The 26275-nt window shown below is 68.2% G+C and carries 23 protein-coding genes; 12 read left to right on the top strand and 11 right to left on the bottom strand.

Annotated features, from left to right (window positions below; all coding sequences use genetic code 11):
• The first annotated feature begins 32 nt into the window (after positions 1–32).
• Entirely contained in the window at positions 33–1154 is a 1122-nt protein-coding gene (locus ACCO44_RS12175; protein WP_372466724.1) for an alkaline phosphatase family protein, read from the top strand.
• 47 nt (positions 1155–1201) lie between these two features.
• Here ACCO44_RS12175 and sepH read toward each other — a convergent pair whose 3' ends face one another.
• Positions 1202–2245 (bottom strand): septation protein SepH, encoded by a 1044-nt coding sequence (gene sepH, locus ACCO44_RS12180; protein ID WP_105710031.1) that lies wholly within the window; start codon positions 2243–2245, stop codon positions 1202–1204.
• Between the two features lie 196 nt (positions 2246–2441).
• Between sepH and ACCO44_RS12185 the strand changes: the two genes are divergently transcribed.
• On the top strand, positions 2442–2735 hold the full coding sequence (locus ACCO44_RS12185) for a DUF4193 domain-containing protein (protein WP_029263263.1): 294 nt from the start codon (positions 2442–2444) through the stop codon (positions 2733–2735).
• A 75-nt stretch (positions 2736–2810) separates the two neighbouring features.
• Here ACCO44_RS12185 and ACCO44_RS12190 read toward each other — a convergent pair whose 3' ends face one another.
• The gene (locus tag ACCO44_RS12190) at positions 2811–3275 is read right to left on the bottom strand and encodes a DUF3093 domain-containing protein (RefSeq protein ID WP_372466725.1); all 465 of its coding nucleotides are present in this window, start codon (positions 3273–3275) and stop codon (positions 2811–2813) included.
• 12 nt (positions 3276–3287) lie between these two features.
• Between ACCO44_RS12190 and dut the strand changes: the two genes are divergently transcribed.
• The 5 genes from dut (at position 3288) to dxs (ending at position 10157) form a co-directional block, all read left to right on the top strand.
• Positions 3288–3758, top strand: coding sequence for a dUTP diphosphatase (dut, locus tag ACCO44_RS12195; RefSeq protein WP_029263265.1), 471 nt, complete (start codon positions 3288–3290; stop codon positions 3756–3758).
• The gene (locus ACCO44_RS12200) at positions 3755–4342 is read left to right on the top strand and encodes a DUF3710 domain-containing protein (RefSeq protein ID WP_029263266.1); all 588 of its coding nucleotides are present in this window, start codon (positions 3755–3757) and stop codon (positions 4340–4342) included. The genes dut and ACCO44_RS12200 overlap by 4 nt, the downstream gene beginning before the upstream one ends.
• Positions 4339–5073 carry a DUF3159 domain-containing protein gene (locus tag ACCO44_RS12205; RefSeq protein WP_029263267.1) on the top strand — a complete coding sequence of 245 codons (735 nt, stop codon included), beginning with the start codon at positions 4339–4341 and terminating at the stop codon, positions 5071–5073. Before ACCO44_RS12200 ends, ACCO44_RS12205 begins: the two co-directional genes overlap by 4 nt.
• 153 nt (positions 5074–5226) lie before the next feature.
• Complete coding sequence (locus tag ACCO44_RS12210) at positions 5227–8061, top strand: aconitate hydratase (RefSeq protein ID WP_372466727.1); 2835 nt, start codon at positions 5227–5229, stop codon at positions 8059–8061.
• Between the two features lie 155 nt (positions 8062–8216).
• The gene (gene dxs, locus ACCO44_RS12215; RefSeq protein ID WP_372466729.1) at positions 8217–10157 is read left to right on the top strand and encodes a 1-deoxy-D-xylulose-5-phosphate synthase; all 1941 of its coding nucleotides are present in this window, start codon (positions 8217–8219) and stop codon (positions 10155–10157) included.
• Positions 10158–10196: 39 nt separating this feature from the next.
• Here dxs and ACCO44_RS12220 read toward each other — a convergent pair whose 3' ends face one another.
• The 3 genes from ACCO44_RS12220 to ACCO44_RS12230 form a co-directional block, all read right to left on the bottom strand.
• On the bottom strand, positions 10197–10892 hold the full coding sequence (locus tag ACCO44_RS12220) for an SPFH domain-containing protein (protein ID WP_029263270.1): 696 nt from the start codon (positions 10890–10892) through the stop codon (positions 10197–10199).
• 140 nt (positions 10893–11032) lie between these two features.
• The gene (locus ACCO44_RS12225; RefSeq protein ID WP_372466731.1) at positions 11033–12433 is read right to left on the bottom strand and encodes a glycerol-3-phosphate dehydrogenase/oxidase; all 1401 of its coding nucleotides are present in this window, start codon (positions 12431–12433) and stop codon (positions 11033–11035) included.
• A gap of 47 nt (positions 12434–12480) precedes the next feature.
• Entirely contained in the window at positions 12481–13059 is a 579-nt protein-coding gene (locus ACCO44_RS12230) for a helix-turn-helix domain-containing protein (protein WP_372466733.1), read from the bottom strand.
• A gap of 203 nt (positions 13060–13262) precedes the next feature.
• Here ACCO44_RS12230 and ACCO44_RS12235 point away from each other — a divergent pair, with 203 nt between their 5' ends.
• The 3 genes from ACCO44_RS12235 to ACCO44_RS12245 are packed head-to-tail and all read left to right on the top strand — an operon-like array spanning position 13263 to position 17224.
• Complete coding sequence (locus ACCO44_RS12235) at positions 13263–14702, top strand: FAD-binding oxidoreductase (RefSeq protein ID WP_372466735.1); 1440 nt, start codon at positions 13263–13265, stop codon at positions 14700–14702.
• A 1-nt stretch (position 14703) separates the two neighbouring features.
• Positions 14704–15609, top strand: coding sequence for a YegS/Rv2252/BmrU family lipid kinase (locus ACCO44_RS12240; RefSeq protein ID WP_372466737.1), 906 nt, complete (start codon positions 14704–14706; stop codon positions 15607–15609).
• On the top strand, positions 15602–17224 hold the full coding sequence (locus ACCO44_RS12245; protein WP_372466738.1) for an FAD-dependent oxidoreductase: 1623 nt from the start codon (positions 15602–15604) through the stop codon (positions 17222–17224). The genes ACCO44_RS12240 and ACCO44_RS12245 overlap by 8 nt, the downstream gene beginning before the upstream one ends.
• A gap of 64 nt (positions 17225–17288) precedes the next feature.
• On the opposite strand, the gene ACCO44_RS12250 is transcribed toward ACCO44_RS12245, so the two are convergent.
• The 4 genes from ACCO44_RS12250 to ACCO44_RS12265 all read right to left on the bottom strand — a co-directional run bounded on the left by ACCO44_RS12250 (position 17289) and on the right by ACCO44_RS12265 (position 22487).
• Complete coding sequence (locus tag ACCO44_RS12250) at positions 17289–19433, bottom strand: 3-hydroxyacyl-CoA dehydrogenase NAD-binding domain-containing protein (protein ID WP_372469404.1); 2145 nt, start codon at positions 19431–19433, stop codon at positions 17289–17291.
• A gap of 8 nt (positions 19434–19441) precedes the next feature.
• Entirely contained in the window at positions 19442–20647 is a 1206-nt protein-coding gene (locus tag ACCO44_RS12255) for a thiolase family protein (protein ID WP_021200670.1), read from the bottom strand.
• A gap of 72 nt (positions 20648–20719) precedes the next feature.
• Positions 20720–21913, bottom strand: coding sequence for an HRDC domain-containing protein (locus tag ACCO44_RS12260; protein ID WP_262001000.1), 1194 nt, complete (start codon positions 21911–21913; stop codon positions 20720–20722).
• Positions 21906–22487 carry a DUF3000 family protein gene (locus ACCO44_RS12265; protein WP_029263278.1) on the bottom strand — a complete coding sequence of 194 codons (582 nt, stop codon included), beginning with the start codon at positions 22485–22487 and terminating at the stop codon, positions 21906–21908. Before ACCO44_RS12265 ends, ACCO44_RS12260 begins: the two co-directional genes overlap by 8 nt.
• Before the next feature lie 25 nt (positions 22488–22512).
• Between ACCO44_RS12265 and ACCO44_RS12270 the strand changes: the two genes are divergently transcribed.
• Positions 22513–23667: an alpha/beta hydrolase family protein gene (locus ACCO44_RS12270; RefSeq protein ID WP_372466741.1), complete on the top strand. Its 1155-nt coding sequence runs from the start codon at positions 22513–22515 to the stop codon at positions 23665–23667.
• On the opposite strand, the gene ACCO44_RS12275 is transcribed toward ACCO44_RS12270, so the two are convergent.
• Together ACCO44_RS12275 and ACCO44_RS12280 are read right to left on the bottom strand one after the other, a co-directional pair.
• Positions 23651–24082, bottom strand: coding sequence for a SufE family protein (locus tag ACCO44_RS12275; RefSeq protein WP_029263280.1), 432 nt, complete (start codon positions 24080–24082; stop codon positions 23651–23653). The two genes, ACCO44_RS12270 and ACCO44_RS12275, sit on opposite strands and share 17 nt — an antisense overlap.
• A gap of 19 nt (positions 24083–24101) precedes the next feature.
• Entirely contained in the window at positions 24102–24995 is an 894-nt protein-coding gene (locus ACCO44_RS12280; RefSeq protein WP_372466743.1) for a sulfurtransferase, read from the bottom strand.
• A gap of 145 nt (positions 24996–25140) precedes the next feature.
• On the opposite strand from ACCO44_RS12280, the gene zapE reads away from it, so the two are divergent.
• Positions 25141–26178, top strand: a complete 1038-nt coding sequence (gene zapE / locus ACCO44_RS12285; protein ID WP_372466745.1) for a cell division protein ZapE — start codon at positions 25141–25143, stop codon at positions 26176–26178.
• The last annotated feature ends 97 nt before the right edge of the window (positions 26179–26275 follow it).

A 26275-nucleotide genomic window follows, 5' to 3' on the forward strand; every position in this document is an offset into this window, starting at 1 on the left:
GGCGTACGGGAGCCTGTGTCAGACTGGCTCGGATGTCCCTCATGCTACCGTCCGCGTCGCCCAGCGCCCGGAGCGTCGTCGGGGTGGCGGACGACCTGTTCGCCGCGCTCCGAGGCGGATCCGAGGCGCTTCCGCGTGCGGACTCCGTCGTCCTCGTCGTCGTCGACGGTCTCGGGGCGATCAGCCTCCGCGCACATGCTGGTCACGCCCGCACGCTGACGGCCGGCATGGCGAAGAAGGATGTCGCGCAGTCGGTGTTCCCCTCGACCACGGCCGCCGCACTCACCAGCATCGTCACGGGAGTGTGGCCGGGGGAGCACGGCCTCGTCGGCTACCGGGTGCTCGATGTGAGCCGAGACGTGCTCGTCAATCAGCTCAGCGGCTGGGAGACCGACGGGATCGACCCGCTCACCTGGCAGCCGGTGCCGACCATCTTCGAACGGGCAGGTCGCGACGGACACGAGAGCTTCGCGGTCGGATTCGCCGGATACGCGCACAGTGGATTCACGAAAGCCACGCTCCGAGGCGCGGAGTTCGTCGCCGCGACCACGGCGGCAGCGCGCATCGAAGCCGCGTACACGCTCGCCCAGACCCACCCGGGATCCCTCGTCTATTGCTATCTGCCCGAGGTGGACAAGGCCGGCCACAAGCACGGGATCGCGTCTCGCGAGTGGGTCGCGGCGCTCGAGGACATCGATGCCGCTCTGGCCACGCGGGTGCCACCGGCCGTCGGGGTGCTCGTCACGTCGGACCACGGGATGGTCGACGTCGGAGCGGATCGCCAGGTCGTGTTGGAAGAGTCGCATCTGCGGGGCGTGCATCACGTCGGTGGCGAGCCGCGGATGCTGCACGTCTACCTCGACCCCGACGCCGACGCCGCGGCGGTCTCTGCTCGGTGGCGGGCGGATCTGGAGGGGGTCGCCGACGTCGTCACCCGCGAGGAAGCCACCCGCGGCGGACTGTTCGGCGCGACTGTCACCGCAGCAGCGTCGGCACGGATCGGCGACCTGCTCGCCATCGCCCGCGGCACCTGGGCCCTCTACGACGGCACTGCGGCCGACCAGCGCGGGCGCGGCATGATCGGGCAGCACGGAGCGCTCACGCCCGAGGAGCGGCAGGTGCCCCTGATCAGGCTCGGCGCGTTCGCGCGCTGACGCTGCCAGCGCGAACCGGCAGAGGAGCCGTCACTCCTCGGCGCCGCTCACTCGTCGGTGCGAGCTCCGAAGACGATCTCGTCCCACGAAGGCATGGCATTGCGGCGGCGACGGCGACCGCCGGAGTCGCCGGCGTCGGAAGGGGCGGCCTGGGCCGAAGGCTGCGCCGGCTCGGGCTCGTCATCGGGCTGCTCGAGGGCGTCGAACAGCGAGATCGGGTCGGAGTGCTCGTCATCGTCGGGCTCGTCGAGTAGCGGAGCGGTCTCGCGCTGACCGCGACGGCGACGGAGCGCCTCCAGCAGGTCTGCGGTCTCGGGGCTCGTGTTCTGCGCGGAAGGCGCGCGCTTGATGGCGGCATCCTGCGCGGCGATGTCGGAGCGCTCCGGGAGCGAGGGGTCTTCGAACTCCGCTTCCGGCGCCGGAAGCAGACGCGGACCGAAGGCGCCGGAGTCGAACCGGCTCTCGTCCTTGTAGGGGGAGTTGGTGCGTTCCGCATCCACGGCACGAAGGCGCGGGATGAGCCCTTCGGGCAATGATCCCTGGCGCGAGAGCTGGGTGGCGTCGGCATTCAGCGGCGAGAGAGCGCTGCGGCGAGGGTCGAAGCTCCAGCGGGCATCGTGGTCGACGTCGTTCGCCGTGAATTCGAGCTTGATCGTCCAGCTGGAATCCTCTTTCCAACTCGCCCACCGCTCCGCCGTCGCTGCGACCTCGGCGAGCTTCGCGCGGACCGCGACGCCGAAGGTCGGCTGGGCGTCTGGTTCGACCTCGCTGCCGATCAGCACGGGAACCGCGAGTGCCTGGCCGATGATGTGCTCGCGCTCGGCGAGGACCGGACCTTCGAAGCGGGCGACGTCGTCGACGCTGATTCCCAGCAGTTCGGCGACCTCGGGAGCCGTGAGTCCGGCGCGGATCTGCGCCTGGATGTCGCGCGGGCTCGCGGCGAGCTTCTGCGCGGTGGGCTCTGCCTGGCGGGTGGCGCGACGGATCTCACGCTGCAGCACGTCGTCGATGGGCAGCGAGAACCGCTCGCCCGACTCGGTCGCGAGTACGAGGACTCCTGCTTCTGTGCCGACGATGGTGACGTTTTCCATGCGAATGCCCCTCTGATGGGTGTCCGTTCATGGTGTCACGCATGCGGCGTCTGGGCCGGGAATACCCTGGGCGTGCCGTGAGTTTGCTCTGTCGCACGGACCGCATTTGCGTTATGTCTCCGGGTCGTGCAAACTATGGCCGCCGATACCCGACGGCGCACCACCCACTCGCACCATGAAAGTGGAGATCTACCGCATGGCAACCGATTACGACGCCCCCCGAAAGAGCGAAGACGACTCCGAGTCGATCGAAGCCCTCAAGGAGCGTGTGCCGGACAAATCTTCCGGCTCAAGCGGGGACGAAGACTCCGACAACCCGTCGAACTTCGACCTTCCGGGTGCCGACCTCTCCGACCTCGAGCTCGACGTCGTCGTGCTGCCCGCGCAGCAGGACGAGTTCACGTGCATGAGCTGCTTCCTCGTGAAGCACCAGTCACAGCTCGACCACGAGGGCGCATCCGGGCCCATCTGCAAGGAGTGCGCTGCGTAAGCAGTCCTCCGAGCGACGTCTCACGCGCCCCCGACCGTTCGGTCAGGGGCGCGCTGTCGTATGCGGGCGGGCCCGTCAGGAACGGGCAGCGCGGATGGCCGCCGCGAGTCGGTCCGGCGTTCGGGTCGAGATGCTCCACGTGTCGACCGGGTCGTCCGCGTCGAGATTCGGAACGACGACGATCCCGTCGATCCCGCCGCGGATCAGGTGCCAGCCGCGTGCGGGGAGACCGGGACCGCGTGCCTGTCGGGCTTCTTCGCCGACGAGCGCCAGCGGTTCGCCGAGGTGCTCGACATCGATGTGTGCGCGACCGGCGCGCAGGATGCGGCCCTCCACCGACACGACCGGCGTCGCCGCGATGAAGCCGAGCACCAGGAGCGCGGAGACGGCGGCGCCGACGATGAGCGCGACGGTCGACCCGATGGGCACGAAGACGAGAGACACCATCGGTCCTGCCACCGCGACGGTGACCAGCAGCCAGAGGCTGGGCGAGAGTCGTTCGTGGTAGTGGACACGTGCGTCTGTGGCGGGGTTCTGCATTAGCCTCATGGGGTGACCGATTCCGTTGATGTCCCCATTATCGCTGCAGTGGTGCCCGGATATGCACATCCGGGCGATGCCGGCGCCGATCTGGTCGCGGCCGAGGCCGTGCATCTGGAACCGGGCGAGCGCGCTCTCGTGGCCACCGGAGTCCGGATCGCGCTTCCCGACGGCTATGCGGCTTTCGTGGTTCCGCGCAGCGGGCTGGCCGCCAAGCACGGGATCTCGATCGTGAACTCGCCGGGGACGGTCGACGCCGGATACCGGGGCGAGATCAAGGTGAGCCTGATCAACACCGATAACAGGAGCGCGTACGATGTGGCCGTCGGCGATCGCATCGCGCAGCTGATCATCATGCCGGTGACACGCGCCACGTTCATCTCGGTGGACGAGCTGCCGGACAGCGTCCGCGGCGCCGGCGGTTTCGGCTCCACCGGGTACCAGGCGGGGCTCACGCAGAACGAAGCGGGACAGAACAGATGACTGACAACAACGCGACCCCCTCCAAGTCGGCACCCGCGAACCGCGGCACCGACGGACCTTTCGACGACTCCGAGGCGAACCCGGTTCGCCCGTACATCGACCTGGGCGGGATCAAGATCCTTCCACGCGAGGGGCTGAACCTCCGGCTCGAGGTGGAAGAGCAGACCAAGCGCATCGTCGCCGTCGGCCTCGACTATGCGGAATCCTCGCTGCAGGTGCAGCCGTTCGCGGCGCCGCGCTCCGGCGGACTGTGGGATGAGACGCGCGTGCAGCTGCGCGACCAGGTCAAGGCGCAGGGCGGCCGCGTCGAAGAACGCGACGGCCCGTTGGGCAAAGAGCTCCTCGCCGAGGTCCCGGCGACCGCGAGCGAAGGCTCCGGACTGCGCCTCGCCCGATTCATCGGCATCGACGGTCCCCGCTGGTTCCTTCGCGGCGTGATCGGCGGAGCGGGTGCGTCGGATCCCGAGGCCGGCGCCAAGGTCGAGGATCTGTTCCGCTCGATCGTCGTCGTCCGCGGTGGCTCTCCGATGCCCCCGCGTGATCTGATCCCACTCAAGATGCCGGCGACCCCGGGCTCCGCGTGAGCGTCCCAGAACCCGACCCGGAACGCGAGAAGAGCACCTCCGAGATCCTCGGGGCGGCTCTCGGCAGCGCCGCCCGCCGTGCCGGGCTCGACCCGGCGGAGACCGCCAGCACGCACAAGGTCGTCTGGTCGGCGATCGGCGGGGTCCGCGGCATCCTCGAATCGGTGCTGCCGAGCCTGGCCTTCGTGATCATCTTCACGATCCGCCCCGAGCCGCTGATCCTGTCGCTCGGTATCTCGGTCGGCCTCGCTGCGGTCTTCACGATCGTCCGCCTCGTGCAGAAGTCCCCGCCCTCCGCGGCGATCGGCGGACTCGTCGCCGCGGCCGCCGCGGCTGCGCTCGCGCTGTGGACCGGTCGCGGAGCAGACAACTTCGTCCCGGGTCTCATCACCAACGCGGTCTACGGTTCGGTCATCCTCGTGTCGGCCCTGATCGGGTGGTCGCTGATCGGCCTCGCGGTCGGTTTCCTGATGGGGGAGGGCACCACCTGGCGGAACGATCGGCGCAAGCGTCGCGCCTACTTCTGGCTCGGGATCGCGTGGGCTGCGCTGTTCTTCGCCAGACTCGCCGTGCAGCTCCCGCTGTACCTCGCAGGCGATGTGACCGCACTCGGCACGCTCAAGCTCATCATGGGCCTCCCGCTCTTCGCGCCGTTGATCGCGGTCACCTGGCTCGTCGTACGCGCTCTCCATCCGCGTGGTCCGTCGCGCGAAGACGCCGCCGAGGCATGATAGATTTATCTTGACATCAAGATAAATCGCAGGCTTTCGCCGGTGAGCTGCGCGGAGCAGACTGGTTAGGTCCGCCTTGCTAGCCGCAGGGGCTCGCTGGCGAGCAAGATGGAGGCGCCTGTCGCTCCCATCCGAATAGAAGGAGACGGATTCGTGTCCACGGTGAACAGCTTCGGTGCCAAGAGCACCCTGACAGTCGGCAGCACCGACTATGAGATCTTCCGCATCGACACGGTGCCCGGTTTCGAGAAGCTCCCCTTCAGTCTCAAGGTCCTCCTGGAGAACCTGCTTCGCACCGAGGACGGTGCGAATGTGACGAAGGCGCAGATCGAGGCGCTGGGTTCGTGGGATGCCGCGGCAGAGCCCAATACCGAGATCCAGTTCACGCCCGCGCGCGTGGTCATGCAGGACTTCACCGGTGTGCCCTGCATCGTCGACCTCGCCACGATGCGCGAGGCCGTGACGGCCCTCGGCGGTGACGCGAACAAGATCAACCCGCTCTCGCCCGCCGAGATGGTCATCGACCACTCCGTCATCGCCGACCTGTTCGGCTCGGAGAACGCCCTCGAGCGCAACGTCGAGATCGAGTACGAGCGCAACGGCGAGCGCTACCAGTTCCTGCGCTGGGGCCAGACGGCCTTCAGCGACTTCAAGGTCGTCCCGCCCGGAACCGGCATCGTCCACCAGGTGAACATCGAGCACCTGGCCAAGGTCATCTACGACCGCGATGTCGACGGCGTGCTCCGCGCATACCCCGACACCTGCGTCGGCACCGACTCGCACACCACCATGGTCAACGGCCTGGGCGTGCTGGGCTGGGGTGTCGGCGGCATCGAGGCCGAGGCGGCCATGCTCGGCCAGCCCGTGTCGATGCTGATCCCGCGTGTCGTCGGTTTCAAGCTCTCCGGCGAGATCCCCGCCGGCGTGACCGCGACCGACGTCGTGCTCACGATCACCGACCAGCTGCGCAAGCACGGCGTGGTCGGCAAGTTCGTCGAGTTCTACGGTGAGGGCGTCGCCTCTGTGCCGCTCGCGAACCGCGCCACCATCGGAAACATGTCTCCCGAGTTCGGCTCCACGGCGGCGATCTTCCCGATCGATGACGTGACCCTCGAGTACCTGCGCCTGACCGGCCGCAGCGAAGAGGCCGTCGCGCTGGTCGAGGCGTACGCCAAGGAGCAGAAGCTCTGGCACGACGCGAACGTCGAGCCGACCTTCAGCGAGTACCTCGAGCTCGACCTCGGCACCGTCGTGCCGTCGATCGCCGGCCCGAAGCGCCCGCAGGACCGTATCCTCCTCTCCGAGGCGAAGGCCCAGTTCGAGCACGACATCCTGGGCTACACGACGGCGTCGACCTCCGACGACATCGTCGACCTGGAGTCGAAGCACTCCTTCCCGGCATCCGACCCGGGCTCTGTCCCCGGCGAAGAGGAGCCGACCACGCGTCCGGTGCACATCAACAGCGGCGCTCCGGCGAACGCCTCGAAGCCCGTCCCGGTCACGACGCCGTCGGGGGAGAAGTACATCCTCGACAACGGCGCCGTCACGCTCGCCGCCATCACCTCGTGCACCAACACGTCGAACCCGTCGGTGATGATCGCCGCCGGTCTCGTCGCACGCAAGGCGCTGGAGAAGGGCCTGAAGCAGAAGCCGTGGGTCAAGACCACGCTCGGCCCCGGCTCGAAGGTCGTCACCGACTACTACGAGAAGTCCGGCCTGGACAAGGACCTCGAGGGCCTCGGCTTCTACACGGTCGGCTACGGCTGCACGATCTGCATCGGCAACTCCGGTCCTCTGATCGAAGAGGTGTCGGAGGCGATCAACTCCCACGACCTCGCCGTCACGGCCGTCCTCTCGGGCAACCGCAACTTCGAGGGGCGCATCAGCCCCGACGTGAAGATGAACTACCTCGCCAGCCCGCCGCTGGTCATCGCCTACGCGCTGGCCGGGTCGATGCACTTCGACTTCGAGAACGACGCGCTCGGCAAGGGCACCGACGGTGAAGACGTCTTCCTCAAGGACATCTGGCCGACTCCGGCCGAGGTGCAGGAACTCGTCGACTCCTCGATCTCGCGCGAGCAGTTCATCAAGCAGTACGCGACGGTCTTCGACGGCGACGAGCGCTGGCGCAGCCTGCCCACGCCGGATGACGCGATCTTCCAGTGGGACGAGAACTCGACCTACGTCCGCAAGGCGCCGTACTTCGAGGGCATGACGATGGAGCTCACCCCGGTGAAGGACATCGAGGGCGCACGTGTCATGGCGACTCTGGGTGACTCGGTCACCACCGACCACATCTCGCCCGCCGGAAACATCAAGGCCGGCACGCCGGCGGCCCAGTACCTCACGGAGCACGGCGTCGACCGCAAGGACTTCAACTCCTTCGGTTCGCGTCGCGGCAACCACGAGGTCATGATCCGCGGAACCTTCGCGAACATCCGTCTGAAGAACGCGATGGTCGCGGCCGTCAACGACGGACAGGTCGTCGAGGGTGGCTTCACGCGTGACTTCACGCAGCCGGGCGGCCCGCAGTCGTACATCTACGACGCGAGCATGAACTATCAGGAGCAGGGCACGCCCCTCGTCATCTTCGGTGGCAAGGAGTACGGCTCCGGTTCGTCGCGCGACTGGGCGGCCAAGGGAACGAGCCTGCTGGGCGTCAAGGCGGTCATCACCGAGAGCTTCGAGCGCATCCACCGCTCGAACCTGATCGGCATGGGCGTCGTCCCGCTGCAGTTCCCCGCCGGCGAAAGCTGGGAGTCGCTGGGCCTCGACGGCACCGAGATCGTCTCGATCACGGGGCTGGAAGAGCTCAACAACGGTGTCACGCCCAAGACGGTCAAGGTCACGGCCACCCCGAGCGAGAACTCGCCCGAAGGCAAGCAGCCGGTCGAGTTCGACGCGGTCGTCCGCATCGACACACCCGGTGAGGCGGACTACTACCGCAACGGCGGCATCCTGCAGTACGTGCTGCGTTCGCTGGTCTGATCGCACAGACGAAGGGACTCCGATCCATGGATCGGAGTCCCTTCGTCATGTCAAGGGGGCGGCGCTCACCGGGTTCTCCCCACCTGGCGCGGTAGGATCGACGGGCGTCCGCACCCTCGTCGGGCGCTTCTGGCGAAGCCTGTGAGGAGGCGCAGATGCCCATTCTTCCGAGCATCTCAGGACCCCGTGATCTGGACGCGCTATCGACCGTTCAACTGGAGGAGCTCGCCTCCGAGATCCGCACATTCCTGGTCGAGAACGTCTCGCAGACCGGCGGTCACCTCGGCCCGAACCTGGGCGTCGTCGAACTGACGATCGCCCTGCACCGGGTCTTCTCGTCTCCGGACGATCCGTTCATCTTCGACACGGGGCACCAGTCCTACGTGCACAAGCTCCTCACGGGTCGCCAGGACTTCTCCGGCCTACGCGTGCGGGGAGGCCTCGCCGGCTACCCGCAGCGCAGGGAGAGCGCGCACGATGTCGTGGAGTCGTCGCATGCCTCGAGCTCGCTGAGCTGGGCGGACGGGATCTCCCGCGCACTCACAGCCACTGGTCGCGCGGATCGACATGTCGTCGCCGTCGTCGGGGACGGGGCCCTCACCGGCGGAATGACGTGGGAGGCGTTGAACAACATCTCCGATGACAACGACCGGAACCTCGTGATCGTCGTCAACGACAACGGTCGCTCATACGCGCCCACCATCGGCGGGATGTCGCGGTACCTGAACCGCGTGCGCACTGCAGCGGCATACAAGGATCTGCACCAGCGCTCCGACCGCCTGTTCCGTGCGTTCGGTCCTGTGGGCCGGGCGGTGTTCCGCGGGGTTCGCGGCGGAACCCACGGCTTCCTCTCCCGCTTCACCAACAATGAGGCGCTCTACTCCAACCTCGACATCAAGTACCTCGGTCCCATCGACGGACACGATCTCCCCGCTCTGCTCGAGACGCTCGAGCTGGCGAAGTCGTACGGCGCCCCGGTCATCGTGCACACGATCACCGAGAAGGGACGCGGTTACCAGCCCGCCCGAGACGACGAGGCCGACCAATTCCATGCGGTGGGGAAGATCGACCCCGCGACGGGTGAGACGCTGTCTTCCGGCGGTCGCGGCTGGACCGACGTGTTCTCGGACGCCCTCGTCTCGGTGGGGGAGCAGCGCAGCGATGTCATCGCGATGACGGCCGCCATGCTGCGACCGACGGGCCTCGCCCCGTTCGCCGAGCGGTTCCCCGATCGCGTGTACGACGTGGGGATCGCCGAGCAGCACGCGGTCGCCTCCGCCGCGGGGCTGGCATACGGCGGACTGCACCCCGTCGTCGCGCTCTACGCCACGTTCATGGGCAGGGCCTTCGATCAGGTGCTGATGGATGTCGCACTGCACCGTGCGGGCGTGACCTTCGTGCTCGACCGTGCCGGTGTGACCGGCCCCGACGGTCCGAGCCACCACGGGATGTGGGATCTCGCCATGCTGCAGATCGTCCCGCACATCCGCATCGCCGCTCCCAGGGACGGCGCGCGTCTGACCGAAGCGCTGAGCGAGGCCGTTCAGGTCGACGACGCGCCTACGGTCATCCGGTTCCCGAAGGGCGAGGTCGCCGCCGACCTTCCCGCCATCGAGCGCTTGAAAGACGGTGTGGACGTGCTCGCCCGGGGGGAGTCGGAGGACGTGCTGATCGTCGCCATCGGCCCGTTCGCCGAACTCGCGCTCGACGTCGCAGAGCGTCTTCGGGCGCAGGGCATCGGTGCCACCGTGATCGATCCGCGCTGGGCGATCCCGGTGCGACCGTCGGTGATCGAGCTGGCAGCACATCATCGTCTTGTGATCACCCTCGAGGACGGTATCCGCGTCGGCGGCATCGGCACGCGGGTGCGTCAGGTCCTGCGTGAGGCCGGCATCGACACGGCGGTGGACGAGCTCGGCCTGCCCGACGAGTTCATCGATCACGCCTCTCGGGACCAGATCCTCGCGGATGCGGGACTCACGGCGCCGAAGATCGCCCAGGACATCGTGTCGCAGGTGCTCGGTACCAGGATCCCGAAGGCGCGGGATGCGGGCGAGACGGGGACGATCGACCTGCCCCTCCACGAACGCCACTGATGCGCTGAAGGACCCGCCGGTCCGAATCGAGGGGGAGCGTCAGTTCAGGGCGTGCAGTGCGGCGACGGCCTGCGCGCCGCGATCCACGTCGCGGAGCGCCGTCGACATCAGGTATCCGTCGGTCAACGCGTCGCCGGTGACCATCACGCGCACGAGCTCCACCCCGCAGGCGCGACGGACCTCCTCGGCGCTGGCTGCGATCACGCGCGCGTTGATCTCGTCGTTGTGCGGCAGCTCCGTGCCGTCGAGGCCCCGGATGACGTCTCGCAGGGCAGCCCCGACGATGTTCGAGGCGCGTTCCTTGACGTTCACGACGTCGAGCTCGAAAACCCGGAGATCGCGTCCCGTCGGTATCGGGCGCCATTCGAACGACGCGTGCACGCGATGCTGGTGTCCGCTCGCACCGCCCATCTCGCGGACGGGCAGGTCGGTCGCCCGGCAGCGCACATCGATGAGTCGATACCAGTAGAACAGGGGGAAAGCGCCATGTGAGCCGGGGTCGAGGACGACGACCTCCCCGACAGCCCCGCCGCGAGCGGTCGGACGGCGCTGCGGACGGTTGCGGATGATGGGCTTGCCGTTTCGGGTCCGGATCGCGGCCCAGCCTTCATCGACCGTGACGACGAAGAGCTTGAGGAGCGCGGGAAGGACCAGGAGCAGGGTGAGAACCGCGGTGCCGGTCTTCAGGAGCCCTGACATCCCCTTGCCGCCCAGCATCGTGAAGAGCATGTCCATGACACCACTGTGCCGGGTCGCGGCGTGCCGGCGCGCCATCGGGCGCCAGGGTTCGGGGGAGTTCATGCGCTGTTCGCCACGCGTTCTCCGGGTCGCTGTGCGGTGGATACGCGGCGGCTCGGAGCCGCCCGGGGACAGGCTCAGATGAGGTCGGCCACGGTACGGGCGACGACGGCCTCGACCCCGGCATGACAGCGTGCGCGATCGGCGTCCACGAGCCCGACACGCGTGCGGCGGTCGAGGACATCGTCGACGGTCATCGCCCCCTCGACCCGCACGGCGAACTCGACCTCGGCGGAGGTCAGCCCCGTCGCGTCGTCGAGTAGCTCTCCGGAGTCGGGCACCACGCGATCGACGAGCCGCACCGACGCCGTCCGACTCGGTGCCGCCTGGAGGCCGCGGGTCCGGGAGACGAGATCGACGGCATCCTCGGCCATACGTCGATAGGTCGTCAGTTTTCCGCCGAGCACGGTGACGAAGCCTGAGGCGGATGTCGTCACCAGGTGCCTGCGCGAGACGTCGGCGGTGGAGGCCGTGCGGCTGTCGACCAGCGGCCGCAAACCCGCGAACGCGCCACGCACCCGATCACGTCCGACCGGTGCCGTGACCACGCGGTTGAGGCTTCTCAGCAGGAAGTCGATCTCCGGCTCGGTCGGTTGAGCGACTCGGGGCACGGCACCGGGAGAGTCTTCGTCGGTGAGCCCGACGATCACGCGGCCGTACGCCTGCGGCAGCGCGAAGACGTAGCGGCTGATCGAGCCCTCGTGCGGAATCGTGAGTGCCGTCGACGAGATCCCGAGGTCGGCGGCATCGAGCACGATATGGGTTCCCCGGCTCGGACGCACGCCGATCGCCTCGTCGAGCGCACCGGCCCAGACACCCGTCGCGTTGACGACGGCACGGGCGCGGATCTCGAACCGCTCGCCCGTGATGGTCTCTTCGACGGCGGCACCGGCTCCGTGCAGGGCTATGGCTCGAACCCGGGTGAGTATGCGGGCGCCGAGGGCCGCGGCCGTGCGGGCCACGGTCGCCACGAGGCGCGCGTCGTCGACCAGCTGACCGTCGTAGGACAGCATTCCCCCGCGCAGACCATGACGATCGAGAGCGGGCACGAGCCGGAGGGCCGTGCGTGCCGTCACGAGGGTAGGGGCAGGCAGCACCGAGCGGGGTGTGCGTGCCCGCATCCGGAGCAGATCGCCCATTCCCATGCCGACGGCGCCCGCGGTGCGCTGCCGGAACGTCACGTCGCGGGAGAAGGGCAGGAGCTGCCCGAGCGGGCGGATCAGATGCGGGGCGATCGTGGTCATGAGGAGATGGCGCTCGTGTGCGCTTTCCCTCGCAGTCGCGACGTCACCCGTGGCGAGATAGCGCAGGCCGCCGTGCACGAGCTTCGAGCTGAAACGGCTGGTCCCGAAGGCAAGGTCCTCGGCTTCGATCAGTGTCACGCTGAGGCCGCGGGATGCCGCGTCGAGTGCGGCTCCCACGCCCGTGATCCCGCCTCCGACGACGAGCACGTCGACCTGCTCATCGGCCGCGTGCATGAGATCGATCCTCCGTCGCGCGACATTGAGCGCGGATGAATGCCCGGTCATGGGCGGAGCAGCCCGTCGAGTGCGGCTCGTAGCTCACGTTCCCACGCGTCTTCCGAGATGAGGTCGGCCACTGTTGCGTGGGAGAGGACGGCGGACTGCGCGATCAGCAGCAGCATGACCGCGATCTCCTGCGGTGCGCCCTGTCTCACCGAGCCGTCGGTCTGTGAGGCGTCGATGGCGGTGGCGAGCCATCCGAGGATCAGGCGCTGGCTGGATCCGACCCGCTGCAGGGTGTACCGCGTGAAGGCTTCGGGCTCGTCGGCGAGCAGACGCCTGTAGAGGGTGTCGTTCCGGAACAGCGTCGTGAAACGCAGCACGTCGTCGACGAGAGCGGTCCTCGTACGCGCATCGGCCGAGAAGGTGCGGAGTATGCCGTCGACGCGGCGCAGCAGAGCTGCTCTGACGACATCGTCGGCATCGCTCCAATTGCGATAGATGGTCGGACGGCTGAGATCGGCGCGCCGGGCGAGCTCGGCGATCGTGACGCCGTGCACGCCCCGGCGCTCGATCAGCGCGTCGGCGGCATCGAGGATCCTCGTCTGCGTCGCGTCCCACAAAGGTTGACGTTCTTCCATGATGTGTCACACTGTAACCCATGGGCCAAGACAATGGCAGGGTCGATGCGGACCCGTCGATGAGATGGAACGGTTGGGGCGATCCGGCCAAGGCTAAAGAACTTCCCCTGCCGGTGCGCGCACTGCTGCCGATACTGCTGGGACGCGTACGCAGACCTGCAGCGGCCGTCGAAATCGAGGACGTGCGGTTGGCGCCATCACGGTTGACCGCTGAGGACCACGCCGCACTGTCCGCAGCTGTCGGCCCCGCGCACGTCGACGTCACGACAGAGGCACGGATCCGTCATGCCGGTGGGCGTTCGACGCCGGACCTCCTCCGTCGCCGTGAGCCCGATCAAGACGCCCCGGATGCGGTGGTTCGTCCCGCCCATCACGACGAGGTCCGGGCGTGTCTCGACGTCGCGGTCGCGCGGGGGATCGCGGTCATCCCGTTCGGCGGCGGTACGAGCGTCGTCGGCGCACTCGACCCGGAGCGGGGAGCGCATCATGCGGTCGTGAGCCTCGACCTCCGGCGTCTCAGTGGTCTCGTGAGGCTCGACGAGGTCAGTGGCGAGGCCGTGCTCGCTGCGGGGACGACGGGGCCGGAGGCGGAAGCGCTGCTGTCCGCGCACGGGCTCGAACTCGGACACTTCCCGCAGAGCTTCCGCTACGCGACAATCGGAGGCTTCGCCGCCGCACGCTCGTCGGGACAGAACTCGGCGGGGAACGGCCGCTTCGACACCATGGTGACCGGCATCAGAGTGGCGACCCCGACCGGCGACATCGAGCTCGGACGATCGCCGGGTTCCGCCGCCGGGCCCGACCTGATCCGGGTGTTCCTCGGGTCGGAGGGCATCTTCGGTGTCATTACCGAGGTGCGGGTGCGGGTGCATCCGATCCCGCGCGAGCGCGTGTTCGAGTCGTGGTCGTTCCCCGACTTCACCAGCGGGGTCGAGGGGCTGCGGCGAGTGGCGCAGCAGGGCAACGGCCCCACGGTCATCCGGCTGTCCGATGAGGCGGAGACGGCAGTGAGCCTCGCCCAGGTCGGCAAGATCGGGAAGGTCCTCGCGAAGGGCACCAGCGTCGTCACCGTGTACGAGGGCGAGGGGATCGATGAACGCCGGACCCGTGTCAGCGCGCACCTCGCTGCCGCCGGTGGCACCTCGTCGGGGACGGGCCCGGCGGAGGACTGGCTGAAAGGCCGGTTCGATGGTCCCTACCTGCGGGATTCACTGCTCGACGCCGGGGTCTTCTGCGAGACGCTGGAGACCGCGACGACCTGGACGAATCTGCAGACACTGCGGTCAGCCGTCGAGACGGCGCTCAAAGGCGGCTTCTCCGCGGCCGGGGCGAAATCGTATGTCATGTGCCACGTGTCGCACATCTACCCGACCGGAGCGTCGCTCTACTTCACGGTGCTCGCCGGCGTCCGGGCCGATCCGCTCGGGGCGTGGGAACCCGTCAAGGCGCGAGTCAACGACGCGATCATCGCCGCCGGCGGCACGATCAGCCATCACCACGCGGTCGGTCGGGATCACGCCCCTTGGCTGAGTCAGGAGATCGGTGAGACCGGTATGCGCATCCTCTCGGCGATCAAACGCGAGCTCGACCCGGCGGGCATCCTGAACCCCGGCGCCGTGATCCCCCTCGAACGGAACGACTGACGTGGCTGCGCACATCGCGGTGCTCGCGAATCCGTTCTCCGGCAAGGGCCGGGGCGGGAGAGCAGCCGACGCCGCCGTCCTGCACCTCCGAGATCGCGGTGCCGAGGTGCGTGCCTACGCAGGCGCGTCCGCGGCCGATACCGCCCGGCTCGCCGTCGCAGCTCTGGCGGACGATCCGCGTGCACTGGTGGTGGTCGGCGGCGACGGCACGCTGTCGGGCATTCTCGACACGGTGTGTGCGTCAGCCGTCCCGGTGGTCCTTATTCCGGCCGGCACGGGGAACGACCTCGCACGTGCTCTCGGATTGCCGCGAAACGATGCTGCTGCCGCCGCGGAGCTCGCACTCAGGGGCGTGCCACGACGGATAGACGTCGGTGAGGTCACGACGACAGGTGAAAGACGGAAGTTCCTCACGATCGCGGCGTTGGGATTCGATGCGAAGGTCAGCGACCGCACCAACCGGCTCCGTTGGCCTCACGGTGCACCGCGCTACTACCTCGCGCTGCTGATCGAACTCGTGCGTCTGCGACCGATGGACTTCACACTCGCCGTCGACGGCGAGAAGCCCACGCGATCGTCGGGCACGCTCATCGCCGTCGGCAGCACATCGAGCTACGGTGGCGGTATGCCGATCTGCGCGGGCGCAGTGCCGGACGACGGGCTGCTCGACATCGTGCACGTCGCTCCGCTCGGCCGACTGCGGTTGCTGCGGCTCTTTCCGCTGCTGCTGCGGGGGACGCATCTGAGTCGACCGGAGGTCGTCCATCGCCGAGCACGCACCGTGACGGTCGCGGCGCCCGGCCTCGTGGTCTACGCCGACGGTGAGCGGATCGGTGAAGATGAATGCACGATCGCGGTGCTGCCCGGAGCGCTGACGATGCTGGTCCCGGGGGAGAGCGATGACTGACTTCGACGAGGACGTCGTGATCGTCGGCTCCGGGTTCGGCGGGTCCGTCGCCGCGCTGCGACTGACGGAGAAGGGGTACCGGGTGCGCGTCTACGAGGCCGGCCGCCGCTTCGAGGACGAGGACTTCGCGAAGACGAGCTGGAATCTGCGTCGCTACCTGTGGGCGCCGATGCTCGGATGCTTCGGCGTGCAGCGCATCCATCGCCTTCCCCACGTGATGATCCTGGCGGGTGCGGGCGTGGGCGGCGGGTCGCTCAACTACGCCAACACGCTCTATCAGCCGGGCCCCGCCTTCTTCCAGGACGTGCAGTGGCGGGGTATCGCTGCGTGGGAGTCGGAACTGTCGCCGCACTACGTCACCGCGAAGCGGATGCTCGGCGTCGTGGAGCACTACCCGCACACCGGGCCTGTCGAGCGGATCATGGCCGGGGCTGCCGAGGATCTGGGGGTCGGCTCGACTTTCCGGCATGCCCCCGTCGGGGTGTGGTTCGGGAAGCCGGGGGAGCGTGCGCCCGATCCGTTCTTCGACGGCCAGGGACCGGACCGCACCGGCTGCACACTCTGCGGCAACTGCATGGTGGGCTGCCGCGTGGGCGCGAAGAACACGCTGATGAAGAACTACCTCGCTCTCGCGGAGCGTCGAGGCGTCGCGATCGAGGCGCTGCGCACGGTGACCGAGGTGCGTGAACTCCCCGGCGGCGGTTTCACGGTCACGACGCAGCAGAGCGGTGCCTGGTTCCGTCGCGCGCGCCGGACGGTGACGGCAGAGCAGGTCGTGTTCGCCGGCGGAACCTGGGGCACGCAACAGCTGCTGCACCGGATGAAGGCGTCGGGCGCGCTGCCACACCTCTCCGATGCCCTGGGGCGTCTCACCCGTACCAACTCGGAAGCACTCGACGGCGCGATGGCGACGAGGGTTCCCGAATCCCTGCAGCTCGCGCGAGGCATCGCGATCACCACCTCGTTCCACGTCGATGAGCGCACCCACGTCGAGAACGTCCGCTACGGCCCGGGTTCGAACCTGATGGGTGCGCTGGCGACCGTACTCGTCCCCGGCGATCGTCGCCTCGGCGTGCGTCTGCGCAGCCTCATGACACAGGTGCTCCGCTCTCCGGTACGGCAGTTCCGTCTCGGGAACCTCAGACGGTGGAGCGAGCGCGGAATCATCGCGCTCGTGATGCAGACGGCGGACAACTCTCTGACCCTGTCCCTGCGCAGGCGCTTCGGTCGACTCGTGATGACCAGCGCACAGGGACACGGCGAGCCGAACCCGAGCTACCTTCCTCAAGCGCACAGCGCCGCTGCGGCGATCGCGGCCCGGGTCGAGCAGGAGGGGGGAGAGCCGGCGGAGGCACGCGGATCCTGGCCGGAGGTCTTCGGCATCCCGCTCACCGCGCATTTCCTCGGTGGTGCGGTGATCTCTGCTGCGCCCGAAGACGGCGTGGTCGATCCCTATCACCGCGTCTGGGGGTATCCGGGGTTGCACGTGGTCGACGGTTCGGCTGTGCCTGCGAACCCCGGCGTGAACCCGTCGCTCACGATCACCGCTCTGGCCGAACGGGCTCTGTCGTACTGGCCGCGTCGCGGCGAAGCGGACACCCGCCCGTCGCCGTAGGCGGCTGCCTCCGGAGACGATGAAGGGGCCGCATCTCCCGATGCGGCCCCTTCGGGGATGATGATCAGCGGTGCTCGACGCCCCGGATCTGCGGCGTGTGGAACGAGCCGCCGAAGGCCCGCTCGGAAGCACCTTCGCGGTCGAGATACGGCGACGCACCACCGTCGATGAACGGCCAGCCGGCACCGAGGATCAGGCAGAGGTCGATGTCTTCGACCTCGGGCACCACACCCTCGTCGAGCATCAGCTTGATCTCCTGTGCGAGGCCGTCCTGCACGCGCTGCAGGATCGTCGCCGCGGAAGCGGGAGACTTGCCCACGGCGGGCTTCAGCACCTTCTCGGCCTGCTTGGTCCAGCCGATGACGCGCCCGCCCTTGTCCTTCTCCACGACCGCGTCGAGCTCGGCGAGAGCGTGGAAGTTCTCGTTCGCGTAGAACCGGTCGGGGAACGCCTGCACCATCGTGTCCTGCACGTGAGCGGCCACCTTCCAGCCGACCAGGTCGATCAGCTGGAACGGACCCATCGGGAGCCCGAGCGGACCGAAGGCCTTCTCGACATCCGCGATCGGAGTGCCTTCGTAGACCGCACGAGCGGCCTCGCCCATGACCTTGGCGAGAAGGCGGTTCACGACGAACCCGGGCGCATCAGCGGTGAGGACCGCGTTCTTGCCCAGGTTCTTCGCCACGACGAACGCCGTCGACAGTGCCGCCTCCGACGTGGTCGGCGTCTTCACGATCTCGATCAGCGGCATCACCGCGACGGGGTTGAAGAAGTGGAAGCCGACCAGACGCTCGGGGTGTGCGAGCTTCGAGCCGATCTCCTCGACCGACAGCGACGAGGTGTTGGTCGCGAGGATGGCATCTTCGGCGATGATCTGCTCGATCTCCCCGAACACCTGCTGCTTGACGCCGACCTCTTCGAACACGGCCTCGATCACGAAGTCGCAGTCCGCGTAGAGGCTCTTGTCGGTGGTGCCGGTGACGAGGGCGCGCAGCTTGTTGGCGGAGTCGGAGTCCAGACGACCCTTGGCCTCGAGTTTGCCGATCTCCTCGTGGATGTAGGCGACGCCCTTGTCGACGCGCGCCTGGTCCAGGTCGGTGATGAGCACGGGCACCTGGAGCTTGCGCACGAAGAGCAGCGCGAACTGGCTCGCCATGAGGCCGGCGCCGATGATGCCGACCTTGGTGACTTTCTTCGCGAGCTGCTTGTCGGGAGCGCCGACGGGTCGCTTCGCCCGCTTCTGCACCAGATCGAAGGCGTACATCGACGCGGCGAACTGGTCGCCCGTCACGAGTTCGGCGAGAGCCTCGTCCTCACGGGCGAAGCCCTCGGCCTGGGTGCCGCTCTTCGCCTTGTCGAGCAGTTCGAGCGCGGCATAGGGCGACTTGGGCACGGTGCCGATCTTCGACTCGAGCATGCCGCGCGCCATCTTGATGGCGATCGGCCACTTGGTGAGGCGCTCGATCTTGCCGGGCTCGTTCTTGCGCTCGACCTTCTTGCCGCCGAGGACCGCATCCGCCCAGGACAACGAGTTCTCGAGGTAGTTGGCAGCGGGGAAGATCGCATCGAAGATGCCCAGATCGAACGCCTGCTGCGGCTTCAGCATCCGGTTCTGCTTGAGCGGGTTCGAGATGACGACCTCGAGGGCGTTCTCGATGCCGATCAGGTTCGGCAGCAGGTAGGCGCCACCCCAGCCGGGGATGATGCCGAGGAAGACCTCGGGGAGTGCGACGGCCGCGGCGGAGGAATCGACCGTGCGGTAGCTGGAGTTCAGCGCGATCTCCAGGCCGCCGCCCAGGGCGAGGCCGTTCACGAAGGCGAACGACGGCACCCCGAGGTCGCCGAGCTTGCCGAGGACCTTGTGACCCAGCTGCGCGATCAGGCGCGCGTTGTCGCGAGAGCCCACCTTGCTGATGTCGGACAGATCAGCACCGGCGGCGAGGATGTACTGCTTGCCGGTGATGCCGACGGCCTGGATCTCGCCGTTCGCCGCACGTGCCTTGAGACCGTCGAGGGTCTCGCCCAGCAGCGTGAGAGTGGCCGGCCCCAGCGTGTTCGGGCGCGTGTGGTCCCGACCGTTGTCGAGCGTGATCAGGGCGAGCACCTTGCCCGAGGCCAGGCGGATGTCGCGCACAGGCGACCGCGTGATGACCTCGCCCTCGGTGAGCGCCTGGATGGGGGAGAAGTCGATGTCGTCGTAGTTCGTCACGTTCGCGCTCACTTCTTCTTCTTGCCGTCGTAGTGCGGGTTCTCCCAGATGACCGAACCGCCCTGGCCGAGGCCGACGCACATCGCGGTCAGACCGTAGCGGACGTCGGGGCGCTCGGCGAACTGCGCCGCGAGCTGGATCATGAGACGCACACCGGATGCCGCGAGCGGGTGCCCGAGCGCGATCGCGCCGCCCCACTGATTCACGCGGGGATCGTCGTCGGCGATGCCGAAGTGGTCGAGCAGCGAGATCACCTGGATGGCGAACGCCTCGTTCAGCTCGAACAGGCCGATGTCGGCGATCGTCAGACCGGCCTTCTTGAGGGCCTTCTCGGTTGACGGGATCGGGCCGATGCCCATGATCTCCGGCTGCACACCGGCGAAGGCGAAAGAGACCATCCGCATCTTCGGTGCAAGCCCGAACTCCTTCACCGCGCCGCCGCCGGCGAGCAGCGACATCGTCGCGCCGTCGGTGAGGGGGGAGGAGGTGCCCGCGGTGACGCGCCCGTGCGGACGGAACGGCGTCTTCAGCGCCGCGAGGTCCTCCATGGTGGTCTGCGGGCGACGACCCTCGTCCTCGGTGGCAAGACCCCAGGCGCCGTCGGCACCCTTGGTGGCCACGGACACGAGGTCGGGCTGGATCTTGCCGGCGTCGTACGCGGCCTGCACCTTGTGCTGGCTGAGCATGCCGAACCGGTCGGACCGCTCCTTGGTGAGGTGCGGGAAACGGTCGAAGATGCGCTCGGCGGTGACACCCATGTTGAGCGCGCCGGGATCGACCATCTTCTCCGCGACGAAGCGCGGGTTCGGGTCGGCGTTGCCCCCGATCGGGTGATGGCCCATGTGCTCGACACCGCCGGCGAGGGCGAAGTCGTACATGCCGACGCCGATCGAGGCGCCCATCGTGGTGACGCTGGTCATCGCGCCGGCGCACATGCGCTCGACGGCGAGTCCGGGGACGGTCTGCGGCAGCCCCGCGAGGATCGCCACCGAGCGACCGAGGGTCAACCCCTGGTCGCCGGTCTGGCTCGTCGCGGCGATCGCCACATCGTCGATGCGGTCGGCCGGGACGGCAGCGTTGCGCTCCATCAGGCCGATGGTCGCCTTCACGGCGAGGTCATCCGCGCGGGTGTTCCAGTACATGCCCTTTTCGCCGGCGCGCCCGAAAGGGGTGCGTACTCCATCGACGAAGAAGACGTCCGAGATCTCGGCCACTCTGCCTCCAAGTTAGTGCGTGGCCTCAGTCTATGAAGCGCGCGAAACGGGGAGGAATCGGTTGGATCGAACCTACGAAGCGTCCGCCGGGGTGGTGTCGGGCGATTGCGCCGCCTCTACAAAGGCGTCCGCGATCTTCTGTGCAGTCTGTGCAATCTGCCAGGGGCGCGCTCCGAGGGTCGCGAGTGCTGCGGAGATCTCTTCCGGAGTCTCACCGGGAAGATCCCACGCGACGCGACGCAGGTACTCGGGCGTGAGCAGGTTCTCGGTGGGCATCCCCAGTTCTTCGGCAACCGCTTCGACGACCGGACGCGCGGCCTTCAGGCGGGCATCGGCTTCCGGATTCCGGTCCGCCCAGGCACGCGGGGGCGGAAGGGTGTCACTCGGCACGCGCTCGCGGGGCAGATCCTCCGATGCGCGGCCGTCGACGATCGCCTGCCACCAGCGGTCGAGCTGGCTGCGGCTGGCGCGGCCCTGGAACTCCTTGACTCCGGCGAGCGCCTGCTTCGACGTCGGATTCGCCATGACAGCCGCGACCAGCGAGCGGTCGGGCACGAGCCTGCCGGGAGAGACGTCCTGAGCCTGCGCGTAGGCCTCTCGGGCCTGCCAGAGGGAGCGGGCCACGGCGAGATTGCGGGAGCCGCGCACCTGGTGCAGTCCACTGAGTCGACGCCACGGATCCTCGCGCGGCGGCTTCGGAGCCCGGGCGAGGGTCGCGGCGAACTCCTCGGCGGCGAAAGCGGTCTTGCCCTGCTCCTCGAGCTCCTGGACGAGGACGTCTCGGACATCGATCAGGTGGAGCACGTCGAGAGCCGCGTACTCGAGCCACGAGTCCGGCAGCGGACGCGTCGACCAGTCGGATGCCGAATGCTCCTTCTTGAGGACGATGCCCAACGTGTCCTCGACGACCGCGCCGAGTCCGACGCGCTCATGGCCGAGCAGTCGGGAGGCCAGCTCGGTGTCGAAGATCACCGGCGGCTCGAGGTGCAGCTCGCGCAGCGACGGCAGGTCCTGGCTCGCGGCGTGGAGCACCCACTCGACGTCGCCGATCGCCTCCTGGAGCGGGGCGAAGTCGCCGATCGCCGGCGGGTCGAAGAGGAAGACGCCCGCATCGCGGCGGAAGACCTGCACGAGGTAGGCCCGCTGCGAGTAGCGGAAACCGGACGCACGCTCGACGTCCACGGCGACGGGGCCGGTGCCGGCGGCGAGCACGGCGCAAGCCGCGCGGAACTCCTCGGCATCCGAGATCACGGAGTATTCAGTCACGTACAGCCTTTCGCGCGCCGATCACGGCGATGCCCTCGGAGCCGGGCGGAAGCCCCGCCAGCATTCCGACCAGCTCGGCCCATGCTTCGACGTGCGGTCGGAACGGGCCCTCCGGAGTCCAGGACGCCCGCAATTCTATCTGGGCACCGTCGCCTTCGACGGCGAGCCCTCCGAAACCCTTCGACAGAGTCTTCGTCGAGGTGCCCGATGCCGAGTGATAGACGGCATCGCGCGAGTCGAGTGCATCGACCAGCCAGGACCACGTCACGTCGGCCAGAAGAGGGTCGGTGCCGATCTCGGTCTCGAGCGGCGCCTGCGCGAAGATGACGATGCGCCACGATCCTCCCCACGCGCCCGGCTCGTCGGGATCGTGCAGCAGCACGAATCGGCCGGTGCCGTAAACGGACTCCCCGTGGTCCTCCGGCCGGACGTCCGCGGCGAGCGCGAGGGCGAACGGAGCGAGGCCCTGGGGGGTGGCGATCTCGCGCACCGTGATGTCATCGCGGAACGTGGTCTCGCGCAGCTCAGCCACAGCGCTGTCGAAGGGTGTCCCGGCTTCGGGGTGTGCGGTCACGGCAACAGGCTAGAGTCAGGAAGCGATGAAGAGTCTCAGGCACGCCGTTACGCTCCTTGTCCCTGCCCTGCTCGCCTTCGGAGCGGCGTTCGCATTTCTCGTGTTCGCCGTCGCCCGGCGGGTGGTCACGCCCATGCGCCGCACGACGGACACCGAGATCCTGGCCGTCGACACGGGAGCCCAGACGATCGAGCTGGAGCGCACCCTCGACACCGAGCTGCCCGGCCGGTACGGACTCTTCACCACCGGCACCTATGGCTACGTCAAGCTCGGCGCCGTGCTCAGTGCCGACGGCAAGAGTGTGCGCCGCAAGCTGCTCACGCAGATCGAGCCGGGATCTCGGGTGGACCGCGCAGCCTCGTTCAGCGGGTACTACTACTCGTCGCCCAGTGAGCTTCATCTGCGCTGGGAGAACGTACTGATCGGTTCTCCTGCGGGCCCCTGCCCTGCGTGGTACTTCCCTGCGTCGTCATCGACCTGGGTGATCCAGGTGCACGGACGCGGTGCCACGCGTGCGGAGTGCCTGCGGGCCGTGCCGGTGCTGCACGCGGCCGGTCTGCCCAACCTCGTCGTGTCGTACCGCAATGACGGCGAGGCGCCCCGCACCCGGGCCGGCGCCTACGCGCTGGGCGCATCGGAATGGCGGGATGTCGATGCCGCGATCGCCTACGCGCTCCGACACGGCGCGGAGCGCGTGATCCTGATGGGCTGGTCGATGGGTGGCGCGGTGTCGCTGCAGGCCGCAGTCACCTCCGGGCATCGCGACCGCATCGCGGGGATCATCCTCGAGTCCCCTGTCGTCGACTGGCGGACGGTGCTGCGCTTCCAAGCTCGGATGGCCGGAGTGCGTGCGCCGTTGCCGGCTCTCGCGATGGGCGCGCTGCAGTCGCCGCTCACCGCACGCCTGAGCGGCGCCGACGAGCCGATCCTGTTCGACCGCCTCGACATGGTGGCCCGCGCCGATGAGCTGACCGCACCGATCCTCATCCTGCACAGCGACGACGACGGCTTCGTGCCCGCCGACTCCTCGCACGCGCTGCAGGCGGCACGCCCCGACCTCGTCACGATGCCGAGGTTCACCGTCGCGCGGCACACGAAGCTCTGGAACTACGACGAGACCGGGTGGAGCACGGCGATCACCGACTGGCTGGATGCACAGGGGCTCAGCGCTTCTGAATGACCTGGTTCTTCGCGCGCATGAGCATTCCCGTCATGCCGCCGATCCGCAACGGGGAGACCGCCTTGGTCAGACCGATCGACTGCGGGTAGTCGTTCGGGATCGCCAGCACCTCGTCGGCGGTGAGTCCGGTGAGGCCCTGCACCAGGATGCTCGCGAAACCGCGCGTGGTCGGAGCCTCCGGCGGAGCCGTGGCGTGCATCGTGACGATGTCGTCGTCCACCTCCACGTGGATGTACACGGGGGACTGGCACTCCGCGACCCGCTCGTACATCTCGGGGTGGGCGGCGACCTCGTCGGACACGTCGGGGAGCTCGTCCGAGTATTCGAGCAGCAGCAGGAGCCGATCGGACTCCGGGGTCTCCAGGAAACCGTCTCGGATCTCGGCCAGTGCCTCAGGAACTTCGCTCGCGCTCATCCCTGTCATTGTCCCACGTTCAGATGGATCCCGGCTCGGCGCCGGTGACGATCGGCACCCGAACGGCGCTGCCCCACTCCGTCCAGGAACCGTCGTAGTTGCGCACGTTCTCGAAGCCGAGCAGGTGCTTGAGCACGAACCAGGTGTGGCTCGAGCGCTCACCGATGCGGCAGTATGCGACGACGTCATCGCCGTCGTTGAGACCGGCGCCCTCGCGGTAGATGGCGTCGAGCTCGGCGCGGCTGCGGAATCCGCCGTCCTCGGCCACGGCCTTCGCCCACGGCACGCTCTGCGCCGTGGGGATGTGACCGGCGCGCAGCGCCCCCTCCTCGGGGTAGGCGGGAGCCGTGGTGCGCTCTCCGCTGTATTCCTCGGGCGAGCGCACGTCGATCAGCGGGTTGCCGATGTGCGCGAGCACATCCTCCTTGTAGGCGCGGATGACGGAGTCGTCGCGCTCCACGACGGGGTACTCGGTCGCCGGGCGGTTCGCGGGCTCGCGGGTCAGCTCGCGACCCTCGGCGATCCAGCGGTCGCGGCCGCCGTCGAGCAGACGGACGTCTTCGTGGCCGAAGAGCGAGAAGACCCACAGTGCGTACGCAGCCCACCAGTTGTTCTTGTCGCCGTAGATGACGACGGTGTCGTCACGCGAGATGCCCTTGCGGCTCAGCAGCTCGGCGAAGCCTTCGCCGTCGACGTAGTCCCGCACGATGGGATCGTTGAGCTCCGTGTGCCAGTCGACCTTCACCGCGCCGGGGATGTGGCCGGTCTCGTACAGCAGCACGTCCTCATCGGACTCGACCACCACGAGCCCCGGCGTTCCCAGCCGTTCGGCGAGCCACTGGGTGGTGACGAGTCGGCCGGGCTCGGCGTACTCGGCGAACTTGGGGGAGGAGGAATCGAACTCGATGGCCATGGGGTCTCCGAAGCGTTGAGCGGACGAGGGTGCGGGTGCAGACGGCGTAGTGTTGATCCGTCCCTTCGACGATAGATCCCCGCCGAGCACCCTGCGCCCGATTCGTAAGACTTCGACACAGGCGAGCACCCGATTCAGGACTGTGATGACCGACCCGACCAGCCGCACCGGAATCGTGCACCTCACCGATCGTCAGCCGACGGTCACCGGACCGGAGATGCTCGCGAGCCTGGTGCCGCCGCCCCAGTTCGACACGGCGACGTTCGACAGCTACCGGGCCGATGCCGGCTATCCGTCCCAGGAGGAGGCCAAGGAGACGCTGATGCGTTTCTCCGGTCGGGGAGCCCCGGTCAAGCGCGGCGGATTCTTCAGCCGCGCGAAGAAGGAACCCGAGCTCAAGCCGGGCGTCTACCTGGACGGCGGTTTCGGAGTCGGCAAGACCCACCTGCTCGCATCCATCTATCACGCGATGCCGGCACGTCGGAAATACTTCGGCTCGTTCATCGAGTACACCGCACTGGTCGGGGCGCTCGGCTACAAGAACACGGTCGACCTGCTCAAGGGCGCCGACCTCCTCTGCATCGACGAGTTCGAGCTCGACGATCCGGGCGACACGATGGTGATGACCCGGCTGATCGGCGAACTCGTGCCGACGGGGACGCGCCTCGCCGCCACCTCCAACACCCCGCCGAACGCCCTCGGTGAGGGCCGCTTCGCGGCGCAGGACTTCCTCCGCGAGATCCACGCCATGTCCGACAGCTTCCAGACGCTGCGCATCGATGGGGTCGACTTCCGTCAGCGCGCGCTCGACGGTCACGCCGTGGTGCTCGATGACGACGCCTATGAGGCCGCATCGGCCGCGGCCGGTCAGGGGAGCGCAGCGTCGGACGACCGGTTCGACGACCTGATCCGCCACCTGGCCCAGGTGCACCCGTCGCGCTACATCCGACTCATCGAGGGACTCGGCCAGGTCGGGCTGCGCGGCGTGCGTCAACTCACGGACCAGTCCGAGGCTCTGCGGTTCGTCGCTTTCGTGGACCGCGTATACGACGCCCAGATACCGATCATCGCGACCGGCCTGGGCCTCGACTCGGTGTTCTCCGACGAGATGCTCGCCGGCGGATACCGCAAGAAGTACCTGCGAGCGGTCTCTCGGCTCAACGCCCTGACGCATTCTGCGTAACCCCGAAGGCCCGCGTAACGCGATGTTCACACCCGGGGCAGCCCTGTAACAGCGGGGAAACAAACCTCACGCATGCGCGAAACGGCGCGTCGTCACA

This window comes from Microbacterium maritypicum (assembly GCF_041529975.1).
Lineage (GTDB): Bacteria > Actinomycetota > Actinomycetes > Actinomycetales > Microbacteriaceae > Microbacterium.